Source organism: Niveibacterium sp. 24ML (assembly GCF_026586805.1).
Classification (GTDB): Bacteria; Pseudomonadota; Gammaproteobacteria; order Burkholderiales; family Rhodocyclaceae; genus Niveibacterium.
Map to the genome: position 1 here is coordinate 1 of NZ_JAPFHA010000003.1, position 15,998 is coordinate 15,998.

At 62.3% G+C, this 15,998-nt stretch carries 15 protein-coding genes and 1 tRNA gene; 6 read left to right on the plus strand and 10 right to left on the minus strand.

The window, feature by feature from the left end:
- Positions 1–280: 280 nt before the first annotated feature.
- Genes msrB through bioA form a run of 7 tightly spaced genes read right to left on the minus strand, consistent with a single transcriptional unit; the run spans position 281 to position 6,571 of the window.
- Complete coding sequence (gene msrB, locus OPU71_RS03115) at positions 281–688, minus strand: peptide-methionine (R)-S-oxide reductase MsrB (protein WP_267724888.1); 408 nt, start codon at positions 686–688, stop codon at positions 281–283.
- Between the two features lie 60 nt (positions 689–748).
- The gene (locus OPU71_RS03120) at positions 749–1,933 is read right to left on the minus strand and encodes a DUF2863 family protein (protein ID WP_267724889.1); all 1,185 of its coding nucleotides are present in this window, start codon (positions 1,931–1,933) and stop codon (positions 749–751) included.
- A 31-nt stretch (positions 1,934–1,964) separates the two neighbouring features.
- Positions 1,965–2,636: a dethiobiotin synthase gene (gene bioD, locus OPU71_RS03125; protein ID WP_267724890.1), complete on the minus strand. Its 672-nt coding sequence runs from the start codon at positions 2,634–2,636 to the stop codon at positions 1,965–1,967.
- The gene (locus tag OPU71_RS03130) at positions 2,636–3,397 is read right to left on the minus strand and encodes a methyltransferase domain-containing protein (protein WP_267724891.1); all 762 of its coding nucleotides are present in this window, start codon (positions 3,395–3,397) and stop codon (positions 2,636–2,638) included. The genes bioD and OPU71_RS03130 overlap by 1 nt, the downstream gene beginning before the upstream one ends.
- Positions 3,390–4,106, minus strand: a complete 717-nt coding sequence (locus tag OPU71_RS03135; protein WP_267724893.1) for an alpha/beta fold hydrolase — start codon at positions 4,104–4,106, stop codon at positions 3,390–3,392. Before OPU71_RS03135 ends, OPU71_RS03130 begins: the two co-directional genes overlap by 8 nt.
- Positions 4,103–5,257 carry an 8-amino-7-oxononanoate synthase gene (gene bioF, locus OPU71_RS03140; RefSeq protein WP_267724894.1) on the minus strand — a complete coding sequence of 385 codons (1,155 nt, stop codon included), beginning with the start codon at positions 5,255–5,257 and terminating at the stop codon, positions 4,103–4,105. The genes OPU71_RS03135 and bioF overlap by 4 nt, the downstream gene beginning before the upstream one ends.
- A 3-nt stretch (positions 5,258–5,260) precedes the next feature.
- Positions 5,261–6,571 (minus strand): adenosylmethionine--8-amino-7-oxononanoate transaminase, encoded by a 1,311-nt coding sequence (gene bioA, locus OPU71_RS03145; protein WP_267724895.1) that lies wholly within the window; start codon positions 6,569–6,571, stop codon positions 5,261–5,263.
- 149 nt (positions 6,572–6,720) lie between these two features.
- Between bioA and yaaA the strand changes: the two genes are divergently transcribed.
- Together yaaA and OPU71_RS03155 are read left to right on the plus strand one after the other, a co-directional pair.
- Positions 6,721–7,509 (plus strand): peroxide stress protein YaaA, encoded by a 789-nt coding sequence (yaaA, locus tag OPU71_RS03150; RefSeq protein ID WP_267724896.1) that lies wholly within the window; start codon positions 6,721–6,723, stop codon positions 7,507–7,509.
- A 9-nt stretch (positions 7,510–7,518) separates the two neighbouring features.
- Complete coding sequence (locus OPU71_RS03155) at positions 7,519–8,664, plus strand: M14 family metallopeptidase (RefSeq protein WP_267724897.1); 1,146 nt, start codon at positions 7,519–7,521, stop codon at positions 8,662–8,664.
- 281 nt (positions 8,665–8,945) lie between these two features.
- On the opposite strand, the gene OPU71_RS03160 is transcribed toward OPU71_RS03155, so the two are convergent.
- Positions 8,946–9,021 (minus strand) — tRNA-Asn (locus tag OPU71_RS03160).
- 300 nt (positions 9,022–9,321) lie between these two features.
- On the opposite strand from OPU71_RS03160, the gene OPU71_RS03165 reads away from it, so the two are divergent.
- Positions 9,322–10,839, plus strand: a complete 1,518-nt coding sequence (locus tag OPU71_RS03165; RefSeq protein ID WP_267724898.1) for a hypothetical protein — start codon at positions 9,322–9,324, stop codon at positions 10,837–10,839.
- A gap of 62 nt (positions 10,840–10,901) precedes the next feature.
- Here OPU71_RS03165 and rho read toward each other — a convergent pair whose 3' ends face one another.
- Together rho and trxA are read right to left on the minus strand one after the other, a co-directional pair.
- Complete coding sequence (rho, locus tag OPU71_RS03170; RefSeq protein WP_267724899.1) at positions 10,902–12,161, minus strand: transcription termination factor Rho; 1,260 nt, start codon at positions 12,159–12,161, stop codon at positions 10,902–10,904.
- 140 nt (positions 12,162–12,301) lie between these two features.
- The gene (gene trxA / locus OPU71_RS03175; RefSeq protein WP_267724900.1) at positions 12,302–12,628 is read right to left on the minus strand and encodes a thioredoxin TrxA; all 327 of its coding nucleotides are present in this window, start codon (positions 12,626–12,628) and stop codon (positions 12,302–12,304) included.
- A 243-nt stretch (positions 12,629–12,871) separates the two neighbouring features.
- Here trxA and fdxA point away from each other — a divergent pair, with 243 nt between their 5' ends.
- The 3 genes from fdxA (at position 12,872) to fadD (ending at position 15,593) form a co-directional block, all read left to right on the plus strand.
- Entirely contained in the window at positions 12,872–13,195 is a 324-nt protein-coding gene (gene fdxA, locus OPU71_RS03180; RefSeq protein ID WP_267724901.1) for a ferredoxin FdxA, read from the plus strand.
- Between the two features lie 177 nt (positions 13,196–13,372).
- On the plus strand, positions 13,373–13,822 hold the full coding sequence (locus OPU71_RS03185) for a CBS domain-containing protein (RefSeq protein ID WP_267724904.1): 450 nt from the start codon (positions 13,373–13,375) through the stop codon (positions 13,820–13,822).
- A gap of 94 nt (positions 13,823–13,916) precedes the next feature.
- Positions 13,917–15,593, plus strand: a complete 1,677-nt coding sequence (gene fadD, locus OPU71_RS03190) for a long-chain-fatty-acid--CoA ligase FadD (RefSeq protein ID WP_267724905.1) — start codon at positions 13,917–13,919, stop codon at positions 15,591–15,593.
- Positions 15,594–15,998: the final 405 nt, after the last annotated feature.

Sequence of the window (15,998 nt, forward strand, 5' to 3'; positions counted from 1 at the left end):
TGGGTCGCCTGGTTCAACCATCACCGACTACTCGCACCGATCGGCTACATCCCGCCGGCAGAAGCTGAGGCAAACTACTACCCGCAACTCGCCAATCAGGCTGCTGTGACCGCCTGACTTAAACCAAACAGCCTCCACGAAACTCGGGGCGATTCACATAGCTCTCCTGGCAGCCGGATTCCCAATCGTCAGATCAAGGTTGTGCTCGGTGGTTGCGCCGATCGGTCAATGGCGGCTACCGTGGCTTGGCGCGCCAGGAGTCCAGCAAGGATGGCGTCCCTTATTTGCCGTCGGCGTCTTTCTCAAGTTTGAGCGAGGCGGAGTTGATGCAGTAGCGCAGGCCGGTGGGGTGGGGGCCGTCTTCGAATACGTGCCCGAGGTGAGCGCCGCAGTTGCGACACAGCACTTCGGTGCGGCGCATGCCGTAGCTGTTGTCGGCTGCGGTCTCGACGTTGTCGGCCGCGGCGGCGGTGGAGAAGCTGGGCCAGCCGCATCCGGCGTCGAACTTGTCTTCCGAGCGGAAGAGTTCGCTGCCGCAGCACACGCAGCGGTAGTCGCCAGCGTCCCACACGTTCCAGTACATGCCGGTAAAGGCACGCTCGGTGCCTTTCTCTCGGGTGACGTGGTACTGCTGCGGGTCTAGCTTCTCACGCCATTCGGCGTCGGGGCGTTCCAGTTTTCGGCGCATTGGGCTTCTCTCGAACGAACTTGAGTCGTGCAGCAATCGACCACGTTTCAGCGCTTCGGTTCAGTGCAGGTGCTTGGGCACCGCGTCAGCGTTTTCTTCCGGCAGTTCGGCGTGCACCGCCTCGCCGTCGGGCGATGGGTACATCGGCGCGCCGCAGTCGTCGCAGTACTCGAGCGGGAAGCGGGTTTCGAGCTGGACGATGTCGGTCACGCCGCAGGCGCGCAGCGCGGTCTCGATCTCCTGGGCGATCTCGCTGTTTTCGTCTTCGGGGCCCAGTAGCGGCCAGACCACGCCGTGGATGACGTCGTCGGAATTCTTGCGGGTGAAGCCGATGCGGTACTCCTCGACCTGGCGGTCTTCGAACGCAGCGATGACCGCGCGGATTGCATCCGGCGCGATTTCCAGCGTTGTCGTGAGGAAGGCCACCGAGGCATGCAGCGAGTACGGGCGCGAATCGCGGTCGGCTTGCCGGCTGGCGGCGAAGTAGGCATCGGGCAGCACGACTTCCTGCGCGCTGCCGGGCATCAGCGTGTGGATGATGGCGCCGCCCTGCGCACGCCATTGGGCCAGAGCCTGCTCGCGGGTGCCGTCGCGTTCCTGCCAGCGGAACAGTGCGGCACCGCGTGGCACCACCGCAGCGGCGAGGATGTAGCGCACATCCGAGAGGAACTTCGCGGTTTCGGGCAGCGAGCCGGTCTCGATATGGAGCGTCTGGCCGGCGGCGGCGGCCTCACCCAGGGCGGTTGCAAAGCGGCGGGTTTCGCAATAGCCCTGCGGCAACTGATCAGGCGAGAACAGGTAGTCGGCAAGGCCGAGCTTGACGCCATCGGCCAGCACATGCGCTTGCAGATGCACGCGCAGGTTGGCGAGCAGGGCGCTGGGAATCGTCGCAGCGGTAATTGCAAAACGCGACCAGGCCATCACCGGCGCTGCGATCAGCAGTACGTCGTTTTCGCTGGATTCGGGCGAGCCGGATTCGGGCGAGCCGGATTCGGCGCGCGATTCGATCAGATCGGCCAGTTCGTCGTAGGCATTGGCCTGGGTGGCGAAAAGGTGATCGAGCGCGCTGTTGAGCGTGTCTTCGTCGCCTTCTTCGAGCAGCTTTTCAACCTGATCGGAAAGGCGGCGCTCCCAGAAGCTGTCTTCGGCGCGGCTACCGGATTCGGCAAGGCCGACGGCCAGCCAGGTCAGGTGCTCGGCATCGCGGGAGAGGCCACTACGGCGGCCAAGGCGGGAGCGTTTCATGGCGGTCTTTTCTGCGCTGAATGGCTTTGGATTATAGCGCGCCGGGCAGTCGTACCTCTGCGGCCACTGCGGCGGGGCCCGCAGGGCTGTGCGGGATTACCCCCAGCAGCGGCGCACGGATGCGCGCCTTGAGGGCTTCAAGGTTCTCGTCGAGGCGGTTCATTCGCGGCGCGAGGGTGTTCGCCACCCAGCCGGCAAGCGCCAGACCGCGTGCTTCGATGGCCTCGGCTGTCAGCAGTGCGTGGTTGATGCAGCCCAGGCGCATCCCGACCACCAGGATCACCGGCAAGCGCAGGGCAGTGGCCAGATCGGCCGTATCAAGCCGGTCATCGAGCGGTACGCGGAATCCGCCAACGCCTTCCACCAGCACGCAGTCGGCCTGCGCGGCGAGTTGCTCGAAGCCGGCCAGCAGCGGCGGTACGTCAAGCACCACGCCTTCGCTTGCTGCGGCGATGTGCGGCGCCACCGCTTCGCGCAGGCAGAGCGGGTTGATTTGCGCAAGACTGAATCCGGGTGACGACGCCTGCTGCAGGCAGCGCGCGTCTTCGTTCGACCAGGTGCCATCGATCAGTTCAGCGCCGGCGGCAATCGGCTTGTAGCCCACGGCGCGCAGCCCCGCCGCGCGCGCGGCATGGAGCAGGGTGCAGGTGACGAAGGTCTTGCCGATTTCGGTATCGGTGCCAGTAATGAAGTAGTAATGCATCAGCGGATTGCCTCGAACAGGAGTACATCGTAGCGCGCGGGCAGGCCGGAAGGCTCGCGATGCACTTCGTAGGCCGCGCACAGGCGCTGCCAGGCGTGGCGGCCGAGCATGCCACGCCGGCGGCTTTCACCCAGCGTGTGGGCGCCGACGCCGCGGATATCGCGTAGCAGGCTGGCAAGATCGGGCGCATAGCCGCTGCGGGTGTGGCGAGTGTGGCGGATATCCACGAAGCCGGCTGTGCGCAGCGCAGCGTCGATGGCCGCAGGCGACTCGAACTGGCGCACATGCTCGGCCTGGTCGAGCCCGGCGAAACAGGCGCGCAGTTCGGCCAGGGTATCCGGCCCCAGCGTTGCCACTTGCAGCCGCCCGCCGGGCATCAGCACGCGGGCGGCTTCGCGCGCGGCGTCTTGGGCCTTGCACCACTGCCAGGCCAGGCTGGACCAGTAGCAAGCGATGCTTGCGTTGCGCAGGGGCAGGTGTTCCAGGTCAGCGGCGATGCCGCTTTCGCCGCGCTGTGCGGCCAGCGTGGCCATGGCGGGGGCAAGGTCGATTCCGATCACGTGCGCGGCGCGCTGGCGCAAGGCTTCGCTGGCAAAGCCAGTGCCGCAGCCGGCGTCGAGCAGCGGGGCGTTCATGTTGCCTGGCGGGCGTGTCCAAGCGAGCAGATCGCCGACGATGGCGCGCTGCACGGCGGCGTGCTTGTCGTAGTCCGGCGCGGCAGCGCCAAATGCGTCGCGGATGCGGCGTCTTTGCTCAAGCATCCGGCAGGCTCGCGATGAAATCGGTGATCGCCTTGGCGACCTCGGCCGGGGCCGACACATGCGGGGCGTGGCCGCAGTTTTCCAGCGTTTTCAAGGTGGCCTGCGGCATCTGAGTCGCTAGCCATTGCGCCCCGGCCAGCGGCATCAGGGCATCTTGCGCGCCGTGAATGATCAGGCATGGCAGGCCGATCTTGCCCACCTGATCGCGCAGGTCCGCGCCGACCAAGGCATCGAGTGCGGGCGCCAGCGCGGCGGCCTGGTGTTCGCGCGCTGGCTCGAGGGCAGTGAGCACCGCCGCGCGCCTTGCATCGCCCAAGGCTTGCAGGGCGAGAAAGCGCTGCAGGGTGCGTGCGGGGTTTTGCGCCAGACCATGCTGGAAAGCCGCCACGGTTTCGGCGGCAAGCGCGTGCGGCCATTGCGCGGTGGCCGAAAAGCGCGCGCTGCCGGAAATCAGCACCAGTGCGCGCGGACGTGCGCCACGCAGGCAGGCGCTCATCGCCAGCATGGCGCCGAGCGACCAGCCCAGCAGTACCTGATCGGGCGCAACCGATGCGGCAAGCGAATCGGCCCAGGTGCCGAGTACGCCATCGGCGGGGCCAAGCAAAGTGGGCGCCGCCATCGCGCAGTGCCCGGCGAGTGCCGTGCGAAGGGGATCAAAGGCCGCCGGGCCGAAGCCCCAGCCATGCCATGCAAGCAGTGCGGTGCTCATGGGCTGTGCCGGTTGATTGCTGCAACGAGTGCATCGACCTGATCTGCGCGATGCGCAGCCGACAGCGAAATCCGCAGACGCGCGGAACCTTGCGGCACCGTTGGCGGGCGAATGGCGGGCACCCAGAGGCCCTCTTCAAACAAGGCAGCGGCAAGCGCGAGGGCCGCCGTGTTGGACCCGACGATCAGGGGCTGGATCGGGGTGTCGGAGGCGAGCAGGCGCTCAGGATGGCGCAGCCCGGTGCGCAATTGGCGGATCAAGGCCGCCACATGCATGCGCCGATCGTCGCTGGCTTCCACCAGATCGGCTGCCGCGCAAATCGCCGCTGCCAGCAGTGGCGGGCTGCCGGTGGTGAAGATGTAGGTGCGGGCTTTCTGCAGGATCCATTCCACCACTTGATGCGCGCCGGCAACGAAGGCCCCCGAAACCCCGGCCGCTTTGCCCAGGGTGCCGATGTAGAGGACGCGCGGTGAGTCGATGCCGAAATGCCGCAGCGCGCCGCCGCCATGCGGGCCGAGGATGCCGAAGCCGTGTGCGTCATCGATCAGCAGCCAGGTATCGAAACGCTCCGCCAGTTCGAACAACTGGCGCAAGGGTGCGATGTCGCCATCCATGCTGAACACGCTGTCGGTGACGATCAGCTTTCGCGGCGCGCTGCTCTCGCCAAGCATGCGTTCGAGTGCAGCGGTATCGGCATGGGGGTAACGGCGCAGATCGGCACGGCTGAGCAGGGCGCCATCGACCAGCGAGGCATGGTTGAGGCGGTCGGCAAAGATCGCGTCGCCGCGCCCCACGAGCGCCGGCATCACGCCGCTGTTGGCCATGTAGCCCGTCGAGAAGAGCAGGGCGGCCTCGCAGCCGACCAGTGCGGCGAGCTTTTTCTCGGCCGCTTCGTGTTCGGCGAAGTGGCCGCTCACCAGATGCGATGCGCCCGACCCGACGCCCCAGTGCCTGGCGCCTTCGATCGCTGCGGCGGTGAGGGCCGGATGGTCGGCGAGGCTGAGGTAATCGTTTGCGCAGAAATTGATTGCGCGTCGACCATCGACCAGGACTTCACTGCCTTGCCGCTCGCTGATCGTGCGCCTGCGGCGGCGCAGCCCGGCAGCGTCGAGTTCGGCGATATCGGCGCCGAGGCGATCCCAGATCGGCATGTGTCAGGCGGCCAGCGCGGCGTCGATCGCGTCGCCGGTGCGTTGCACGAGGAAGGCCGCGTCGGCGTCGTCGAAGAGGTAGGGCGGCATCCAGTAGACGGTGCTGCCGATCGGCCGCAGCAGGATCTCGCAGTCAAGGCCGGCGGCGAACGCCTTGCGGCCGAAGCTGGGGTCGTCGCTGCGGACATCGAAGGCCCAGATCATGCCGGTGCGGCGGAAATTGCTGACGCGGCTGTCCTGCGCCAGCGTTTGTGCGGCGGTGGTCAGCGCCGCGGCCCGCTGGCGGTTGGCGGCCAACACCTGATCGGTTTCGAAGATATCGAGCGTGGCGAGCGCCGCTGTGCAGGCGAGCGGGTTGCCGGTGTAGGAATGCGAATGCAGGAAGCCGCGGATGGTGCTGTCGTCGTAGAACGCGCGGTAGATGCTATCCGTGCTGAGCACGATCGAGAGCGGCAGGTAGCCACCCGAAATCCCCTTCGACAGACACAGGAAGTCGGGCTGGATGCCCGCCTGTTCGCACGCGAAGAAGCTGCCGGTGCGGCCGCAGCCAACCGCGATTTCGTCGGCGATCAGGTGCACCTGATGCCGGTCGCAGGCGGCGCGCGCACGCTGCAGATAGACGGCGTCGTACATCGCCATGCCGGTGGCGCATTGCACCAGGGGTTCGATGATCAACGCGGCGGTGGTGTCAGCGTGGGTAGCGAGCCAGGCATCGAGCGCGTCGGCGGCCGTTGCGGCGGCTTGCGCCATCGCGAGCGGGTCGGCGGCGGCAGGGCTGGGCACGGTTTCGGACTGCCGCACCAGCGGTGCGTAGGCATCGCGGAACAAGGCGATATCGGTCACCGAGAGCGCGCCTGCGGTTTCGCCGTGGTAGCTGCCGGCAAGGCAGACGAAACGGTTCTTCGCCGGCTTGCCGCTGTTGCGCCAGAAGTGCGCGCTCATCTTCAGGGCGATCTCGGTCGCCGAAGCGCCGTCTGACGCAAAGAACGCGTGCCCGAGCGCGCCGCCGGTCAGTGCGGAAAGCCGTTCTGATAGTTCGACCACCGGCGCGTGGGTAAAGCCGGCCAGCATGGCGTGTTCGAGCGTACCCAACTGTTTCGCGATCGCGGCGTTGATGCGCGGGTTGCAGTGGCCAAACAGATTCACCCACCAGGAGCTGACCGCATCGAAATAGCGCCGCCCGTTAGTGTCGTAGAGCCAAAGGCCCTCACCACGCGCCAGCGGCACCAGCGGAAAGCGCTCGTGCTGCTTCATCTGGGTGCAGGGGTGCCACACGGCGTCCAGCGATCGTTGCAGGAGGTTCTTGCTTGGCATGGGCGGAAGGCGCTGCGAGGTGCTGCGGCACTGCGAGGTCGGGCCTGCATGTTTCCGCACGGGCGCGATGGTGTCAAATCAGCCGCGCTGGCCAGTTCGATCGGGCGGCGGCGCTATCATCTGCAGTTTTGCTGTTATCGCACGCTTCGATGCTGATTCTTCTATCCCCCGCGAAGTCCTTGAACTTCGAAACGCCGCCGCATGTGCGTGTTGCCACGCATCCCCGCTTCTTGCCGCAATCGCAGGGCTTGATCGACGTGCTGCGAGGCGCGTCGTTGCAGCAGATCGCCAGCCTGATGAGCCTGTCGGACAAACTCGCGGCGCTGAACCTTGCCCGCTATGCCGAGTGGACGGCCGCGCACGAATTGCCGCGTGCCAAGCAGGCGGTGCTGGCCTTTGATGGCGACGTCTACGATGGCCTTGGCGCGACGAGCGCGCCTGCGCCAGCGCTGGAGGCCTACCTTCAGGCGCACCTTGGCATTCTGTCAGGGCTCTACGGCCTGCTGCGCCCGCTCGACCTGATCCACCCTTACCGGCTGGAGATGGGAACACGCTTGCGCACAAGTCGCGCCAAAGACCTTTACGACTACTGGGGCGATCTGATTGCCGGCGCCATCGAACAGACGCTGGATGAGCGCGAAGCCGAGGGGGAAGCGCGCGAAGTCGTTAACCTGGCCTCGGAGGAATACGCGAAGGCTGCGCGGCTCAAGACGCTGCGCGCACGCATCGTGACGCCGGTGTTTCAGGAATTCCGCAACGGCGCCTACAAGATCGTCAGCTTCAGCGCAAAGCGTGCCCGCGGTGCGATGACGCGTTTCGCGCTTGATCACGCAATCACATCGGCCGATCCGCTCAAGGCCTTCGACCGCGATGGTTACGCTTTCGATGCCGCGGCGTCTGACCGCGACACCTGGTACTTCCGACGTATGGCCGCTTGAGGACACGCCATGACACTAGAGATCAGCAGCCAGTTCGACAGCGGGGCGATTGAGATTGTGGACGCCAGCGACCCCTCAAACGTGCGGCTGAGGATTCGCGACGATCATGGATCGACCGAATTCCGCCAGTGGTTTCATTTCCGCATCTCGGGCGCGGCGGGCCAGCCACTTGTCCTGCGTTTCGAGAACGCCGGCGAATGCTCGTACCCGGAAGGTTGGCGCGACTACCGCGCGGTGGCCTCCTACGACCGCGACGACTGGTTCCGCTTGCCTGACTGCGACTACGACGGTGCCGTACTGACCGTGCGGATGACGCCGCAACGTGATGCCTTGTGGCTTGCGTATTTCGAACCCTACTCGCAGGAGCGCCACTTGCGGCTGCTCGGCCGCGCAGCCAGTGCGCCGGGCGTGCGGGTCAAGCGCCTCGGCAGCAGCCTGCAGGGGCGCGACATCGACCTGATCGAGATAGACGCACCGCAAGCGGCCTTGCCGTCGGTCTGGGTGGTTGCGCGGCAGCATCCAGGCGAAACCATGGCCGAATGGTTCGCAGAAGGACTGCTCGAAGCGTTGCTGGATGCGGCTTGCCCCATCGCGCGCGCGATTCGCCAGCGTGCGGTCGTTCGTATCGTCACCAACATCAATCCGGACGGGGCTTTTCTTGGCAACCTGCGCTCGAACGCTGCCGGCGTGAACCTCAATCGTGAGTGGCTCACTCCGTCAGTCGACCGCAGCCCTGAGATCTTGTGCGTGCAGCAGGCCATGGAAGAGACGGGCGTTGATCTGTTTCTCGACATCCACGGCGATGAAACCCTGCCTTACGTGTTCATTGACGGCTCCCACATGGTTCCCGGGTACGGCGCCCGAAACGTCGAATATCAGAAGCAGTTCCTGGCAGACCTTGCCGCAGCTTCGCCCGATTTCCAGCAACGGCACGGCTATGCGGACGATCGCTTCGAGCACGAATTGCTAACGCTTGGCTCAAAGTGGGTCGCGCATCGCTTCGGTTGCGTCTCGCTGACGCTGGAGATGCCATTCAAGGACAACGCCGACATGCCAGACCCACGCCATGGCTGGAGTGCTGCGCGCAGCAAGCATCTTGGCGCCGCAATGCTGCGGCCGGTGCTGCAGCATCTTCGTCGCGTGGAGTTGCGCTGAGTCGTTCCGCTTGACGCACTGCGGCGCAGAGGTGTTTGGCGTTGTATCGGGTGGGCTGGACGCCAAACGAAAACGCCCGTGCGAAGACGGGCGTTTTATTTACGACGCTACGGACACTGCGGTGCGCGCACTCACGCTGAAGCGGTCGAGACTCAATTCTTAGGGAGCGCGCCGCGAACCGATTCCTCTGTCAAGCGAGGGGCGGGCCAAGCTAAAACACCAAAGACGCAAAAAACAAAGGGCCTTTCCGAAAAAAGGCCCTTTGATACATCGTATTCTGTTGGCTCCTCGACCTGGGCTCGAACCAGGGACCTACGGATTAACAGTCCGGCGCTCTACCGACTGAGCTATCGAGGAACAGAGACCGCAATGTTAGACATCAATTCTGAATCTGTCAACGCTATTTTTAGCGACTTTGGCGATGGGTGGTCGTGGTGTTGCGGTAATATTCCAAAGTGATTAACGCTTGCAGGCGAAACCGCCTGTCTGGAGACGAGTTTGGATCGGTTCTCGGTTTTCTGTCGTACAGAAGCGGGCGACAGCATGATGGCAGAGCCCAAAGGCTCGGCGGATCGATTGACGCGAAGCGTGCTTGAGGCGGTTGATGGTTTTTCGACCGTCGGTGAGTTGGCGACGCGCTTGTCCGATGCCAAGGGCGTGCAGCGCGCGCTGACTGAACTGGAGCGTGCCGGTTTGATCGAAACGCTGGATGCGCGGATGGCGCGTGTGGCGGAGCAGGAATCGCGCTGGCTGCGTGGTGACGATACGCCGCCTCGGGTTGAGCCGCGTGAAGTGGAGCAGCCGACTCCGGCGGAGATCAAGGTTGAAAAGCGCAAGGCCGCGGCCGACGCCAAGCGACTGGAGCGTGCGCTCGGCAGCGGATCCCGTGCAACCATTTTCGACAGAGTTCGCGTTTTCTTCGGAACGCTCGGCTATGAAGCCACTTCTGGTGGCGGCAAGGCGGGCGCGAAGATTCGCCGTGTACTCCTAATTCTGACGGCGCTTGCCGTGATCGGCGGCATCGGCGCCTCGATCGTCGCGCTGGGATGGCAGGCGAGTACGTTGCGTCAGCGGGTGGAGCGTGACGCCGCCGCCTGGTTGGGTGAGCCTGTTCGGGTCGGTAACGTCGGTGTCGGGTTTCGTCCATGGCCTGTTTTTGAACTGAGCGATATCCAGATCGGTGAGGGGGGGGTGAGTCAGATTTCTCGCGCCTGGAGTGGTCCCGACTGGTTCCATTGGATGACCTCACAGCCGCAGCGCCTGAGTGTCAGCATGCGTGGCGCTACGGTGCATCCGTCTCTGCTGATGAGGCTCGCGGGTCTGGAGTCGCCGGGGCGCGTATGGCGCCTGAAGGAAATCCAGCTCGAGGACCTTGCGGTGCCGATCGGCGTGGTTCGCGTGGAGGGTTTGACGGGCAGCATGGCTTTTGCCGGCGATGGAAAGTGGGAGTCTGCGCGGCTCAAGAATGCCGAGGGCACGGTTACCTACGAGATGAGCGCGCAGGATGGTGGAGTGAGCGCGAACGTGATTGCGCCAGAGTTCGCTTACGGCGACACCAAGGTGCAGAACTTCTTGCTGTCCGGCAAATTGGGTTTGACCAGTTTGGTCGGTGGGCAATTCGGTGCAAATTGGTTAGGTGGCGCACTTAAAGGCTCGCTGGACCTGGACTTGAGCAAGAGCGTGTCTCTCAAAGGGCAGGTGAAACTCGATGCGGTTGGTTTTGAACCACTGGCAGCCTTGTTGAAGGGGGCTGGTGTTGTGCAAGGCCGTCTTTCGGGCTCCGCAGCTTTGAGTGGCGAGGCTGACTCCATTGCCGCCTTGGCGAAGGGTTTGCGCTGGGCGGGGTCGTACTCAGTGGCGGACGGGGCGATCAACCGGTTGGACCTGCTGGAGGCGATGCGGCGTCAAGGCAATGCGCCCATTTCCGGCGGCGTAACCCGCTTTGGCCTGATGGAGGGCGGCTTCGTCTATGAGCCGGCAAAGGGCGCAAAGCTTGAGATTCGCCGACTGGATGCAGGCGCCCTGTCTGCGACGGGCCGACTGCAAGTGGATGCTGAGGGAAATGCAAAGGGCGCTTTGCGTTCCGAAGTGCGCACGCCGGTGGAGCGCATCGCTAGATCGTTTGCAGTAGAAGGGGCGCTACAAACCCTTCAATTGCGCCCGCTGGGTGATTGAACGAACGCTCAGAACAAAAGGGCCGGTCAAATGACCGGCCCTTTTTGTTGGTGGCGCAGCGATCAGCCGCGCCGCATGGCGTCGAAGAAGTCGTTGTTTGTCTTCGTCGCCTTGATCTTGTCGAGGAGGAACTCCATCGCTTCGATCTCGTCCATACCGTAAAGCAGTTTGCGCAGAATCCACACCTTCTGCAGGATCGCGGGTTCGATCAGCAGTTCCTCGCGGCGAGTGCCTGAGCGGTTGACGTTGATTGCAGGGTAGACGCGCTTTTCGGCCATGCGGCGATCCAGGTGGATCTCCATGTTGCCGGTTCCCTTGAATTCTTCGTAGATGACGTCATCCATCCGGGAGCCGGTGTCGATCAGTGCGCTTGCGATGATCGTCAGCGATCCGCCTTCTTCGATGTTGCGTGCAGCACCGAAGAACCGTTTGGGTTTCTGCAGTGCGTTGGCATCGACGCCGCCGGTCAAGACCTTGCCTGACGCAGGAATCACGGTGTTGTATGCGCGCGCCAAACGGGTCAGCGAGTCGAGCAGGATGACAACATCGCGCTTGTGTTCGATCAGGCGCTTTGCCTTTTCGATCACCATTTCCGCAACCTGAACGTGTCGCGTTGCGGGCTCGTCGAATGTGGATGCGACCACTTCACCCTTCACCGAGCGCTGCATCTCAGTAACTTCTTCCGGGCGTTCGTCGATGAGCAGCACGATCATGACGACGTCCGGATGGTTGGTCGTGATTGCGTGCGCGATGTGTTGCAGCATTACCGTCTTGCCGGACTTGGGGGGCGCGACGAGCAAGCCGCGCTGGCCTTTGCCGATCGGCGCGATCATGTCGATCACGCGGCTGGTGATGTTCTCTTCCGCCCGGATCTCGCGCTCAAGTTTGAGGCATTGATTCGGATGCAGTGGCGTCAGGTTCTCGAAAAGGATCTTGTGCTTCGAGGCCTCGGGCGACTCGAAGTTGACCTTGTCGACCTTGACCAGTGCGAAATACCGCTCGCCATCTTTGGGTGTGCGGATTTCGCCTTCGATCGTGTCGCCGGTATGCAGATTGAAGCGACGGATCTGGGAAGGTGATACGTAGATATCGTCGGTGCCGGCAAGGTACGAGGTGTCTGGCGATCGGAGGAAGCCAAAGCCGTCAGGCAGTACTTCGAGTACGCCGTCACCGAAAATTGGCTCGCCTTTCTTCGCGCGATTGCGCAGCAGCGCAAAGACAAGCTCCTGCTTACGAAGCCGGTTTGCGCCCTCGATCTCGTTGGCGTGCGCCATTTCGAGGAGTTGGCTGACGTGGAGTGACTTGAGCTCCGATAGGTGCATGGACATACCTGACCGGCGAAAACAAATGCCGTGAGAGAGCGTCGTAGGTTACGACGGGATGTGAGGAATGGGAGTCTTTGTTTGACAACGGCGCGCCGGGCGGCGCGCCGAACTTTCTTTATGACAGCAATCTAGCTTGATCAGAGGTTGCTGTCAATGAACGCGGTGAGTTGGGACTTGGATAGCGCACCAACCTTGGTTGCTTCAACGCTGCCACCTTTGAAAAGCATCAATGTGGGAATGCCACGGATGCCGAATTTGGCTGGCGTCTCGGCGTTTTCGTCAATGTTCAGCTTGGCGACGACGAGCTTGCCCGCGTATTCCTTGGAAATGTCATCAAGCACCGGTGCGATGCTTTTGCAGGGGCCACACCATTCGGCCCAGTAGTCAACAAGAACGGGAGTGCTCGACTGGAGTACGTCTTGCTCGAAGGAAGCGTCGGTGACGTGAAGGATGTGTTCGCTCATGATTCCTCGCTGTTTGCTTCAACCCCGCCTGGAACGTCAATTATGTGTGGCGAGTTCGCCGATGAACGTTGCGTAGGGGGAGGGGCGGTTGCCCGGTTTGAGGGTGAATCGTACTAAAAAACGCCAGTGAAGGGGCGGCCGGCTGCCGGATCGTGAAATCGAAGCTGTTGAGCGATGCCCTTGCTCCGGTATATTCACGGCTTGCGGTGAGCTTACTCCCCAACCGCCGACGGAGAGACAAGAATGACATATGTGGTAACTGAAGCTTGTATCAAGTGCAAATACACGGATTGCGTTGATGTGTGCCCGGTGGATTGCTTTCGCGAGGGCCCGAATTTTCTCGTGATCGATCCGGATGAGTGTATTGACTGCACGCTTTGCGTTGCAGAGTGTCCGGTAGAAGCAATCTACGCGGAGGATGACGTCCCCGCTGATCAGCAGGGGTTTACGGCCTTGAACGCAGAGCTTGCGCGCTTGTGGAAGCCGATTGTTGAACGCAAGGATCCGTTGCCAGATGCTGATGAATGGGCAAAAGTGTCAGGCAAGCTCAAGGATCTTGAGCGTTAGCCTGCATTGAGGGTTGAAAAGGAAACGGGCGGCTTGCGAGCTGCCCGTTTTGTTTGGCGTGCAGTAAAGGTGTTCACACGGGCTTTGTCCATACGGTAGAGTATGGTTGGTGGTCCCTGTGAACTTGGCGGTCACTGTGATGGGCGGCTCGGGTGAAGTCGTCGGAAGGAGTGGGTCATGCTGGTGAGCGAGATTCTGGCCATCAAAGGCCGGGTGCTCTACACGATTGCGCCGAACAAGGCGTTGGCTGAGGCGGTTGCGATCATGAGCGAACAGGACGTTGGGTCGCTTGTCGTGTTCGAGCATGGCCGCATGGTGGGGATGCTGACCTTCCGCGAGGTGCTCAATGCGCTGAATTCAGGCGGTGACGGATGGGGGCAGGTGACCGTGGCCGAAGCGATGTTGTGCAACCCGCGAAGTGCCGGGCTTGGCATGAATCTGGACGAACTCCGCCGGGTCATGATCGACGACCATCAGCGCTACTTGCCCGTCATGGATGGTGCGACCCTGATGGGTGTTGTTTCCTTTCATGATGTCGCCAAGGCTGTGCTTGAGGAACAGAGTTTCGAGAACAAGATGCTCAAGAACTACATTCGGAACTGGCCAGATGAGGCTGGTGAGCACTGAAGTGACGAGCGTCTGCTGCGTGGCTGCAAGTTTTCGGCGCCGAGCATGTTGAGCTGACGACGAATCCAAAACGAAAAATACCGGGGGGTGTTTGGTGGAGAAGATCTGGTTGAAGAGCTATCCGGCAGGGGTGCCGGCTGAGATCAATCTGGGTGAGTACGGTGCGATTGGCGATCTGTTTGCGGAAGGCATACGGAAGTTCGGGCCCCGCGCTGCGTATGTGAACATGGACAAGTCGATCTCATTCAACGAGCTCGATCGCCTAAGCGGACAGTTCGCGTCGTTCCTGCAGCAGGATCTGAAGCTGCCAAAGGGCGCGCGCATCGCGCTGATGATGCCGAACCTCTTGCAGTATCCGGTCTGTCTTTGGGGGGCGTTGCGGGCTGGCTATATCGTCGTTAACTGCAACCCCCTGTATACGCCGCGTGAGCTGGAGCATCAGTTAAGAGACAGCGGCGCCGATGTGATCGTGATTCTCGAGAATTTCGCGTCCACGTTGCAGGAGGTGCTGGCGCATACGCCGGTGAAGCATGTGGTGGTTACTCGCATCGGCGACATGCTGGGGGGGCTGAAGGGGGCGCTGGTCAGCTTTGTGGTCAAGCACATCAAGAAGATGGTGCCTGCGTGGAATATTCCGGGGCACATCACCTTTGCTCAGGTCTTGTCGCGGGGGGCGCGGCAGGCTTGGCAGCCGGTTACGGTGACCCAGGATGACACGGCGTTCCTGCAGTACACCGGCGGTACGACAGGCGTTTCAAAGGGGGCGGTGCTCACTCATCGCAATATCATCGCCAACCTTCAGCAGGCGCATGCCTGGATCAAGCCTTTCTTGAAGGAGGGTGACGAGGTCATCGTGACCGCGTTGCCGCTGTATCACATCTTTTCGCTGACGGCTAATTGCCTGACTTTCTTCAAGGTCGGTGCGACCAATATCCTGATTACGAATCCGCGTGACATCCCCGGGTTCGTGAAGGAGTTGCAGAAGCACCCGTTTACGGCAATTACCGGGGTCAACACCCTGTTCAACGCGCTGGTCAATAACCCCGACTTCCAGAAACTTGATTTCTCTCGCTTGCGGTGTGCCTTGGGTGGTGGAATGGCGGTTCAGCGCGCGGTGGCTGACAAGTGGCGAGCGCTTACGGCCAAGCCCTTGGTTGAGGCGTACGGGTTGACCGAAACGTCGCCGGCCGTGACCATCAACCCGCTGGATCTTGCCGAGTTCAATGGTGCGATTGGGCTGCCTGTTCCATCGACCGAAATTTCGATTCGTGACGAAGATGGCAAGGAACTGGGGCTTGGGGAATCGGGTGAGCTCTGCGTGCGTGGGCCACAAGTCATGGCGGGCTACTACAACCGGCCAGACGAAACGGCAAAGGTCATGACCGAAGACGGCTTCCTCAAGACCGGCGATGTTGCCGTGGTCGATGATCGAGGCTTCGTGCGGATCGTAGATCGCAAGAAGGACATGATTCTTGTCTCTGGCTTTAACGTTTATCCGAACGAGATCGAAGATGTCGTGGCGTCGCACCCCGGGGTACTGGAGGTGGCGGCGGTTGGCGTGCAGGACGAAAAATCGGGCGAGGCGGTAAAGATCTTTGTGGTCAAGAAAGATTCCAATCTCACTGCCGAGTCTGTTATTGCACACTGCCGCGACAAGCTGACAGGCTACAAGGTGCCAAAGCTTGTTGAGTTCCGGACCGAGCTGCCCAAGACCAACGTGGGCAAGATCCTGCGGCGCGCGCTTCGAGACGAAGTCAAGAAGGCTGTCTGATGCAAATTTCTCACACTTGGCCGGCTTTTTTGTCCTGCTAATCCGTCTTACATCCGCTTGCGGGGCTGGTATTTGCCAGGCCTCGCCGGCAGCGGGCTTGCCGGGATTCCTTTGGTGGCTTGTTCTACCTAAGGGTTTGTTTTCTTGTAGGAATTTTTCTGACATGTGGCGCATTTCCGTGTGCGTTTCCTGCAAAGAGGCTCTTGAGCTTTCAGGGATTGTGTGCTGGAATTGAATCGTCGTTCCGTTTCCGTTGGCTTGAAAGACTCATGCGCGCTTCTTCGTACTTTTTCGACTTCATGTCGGCTGCCGTAGTAGCGGTAGTAGTACGCGTAGTAAGCGTAGGTGCTTGCGCGCCGTAGCAGGGGTCCTAAGGTCATCAGGATTTCAACCCCGCCGGCGTGC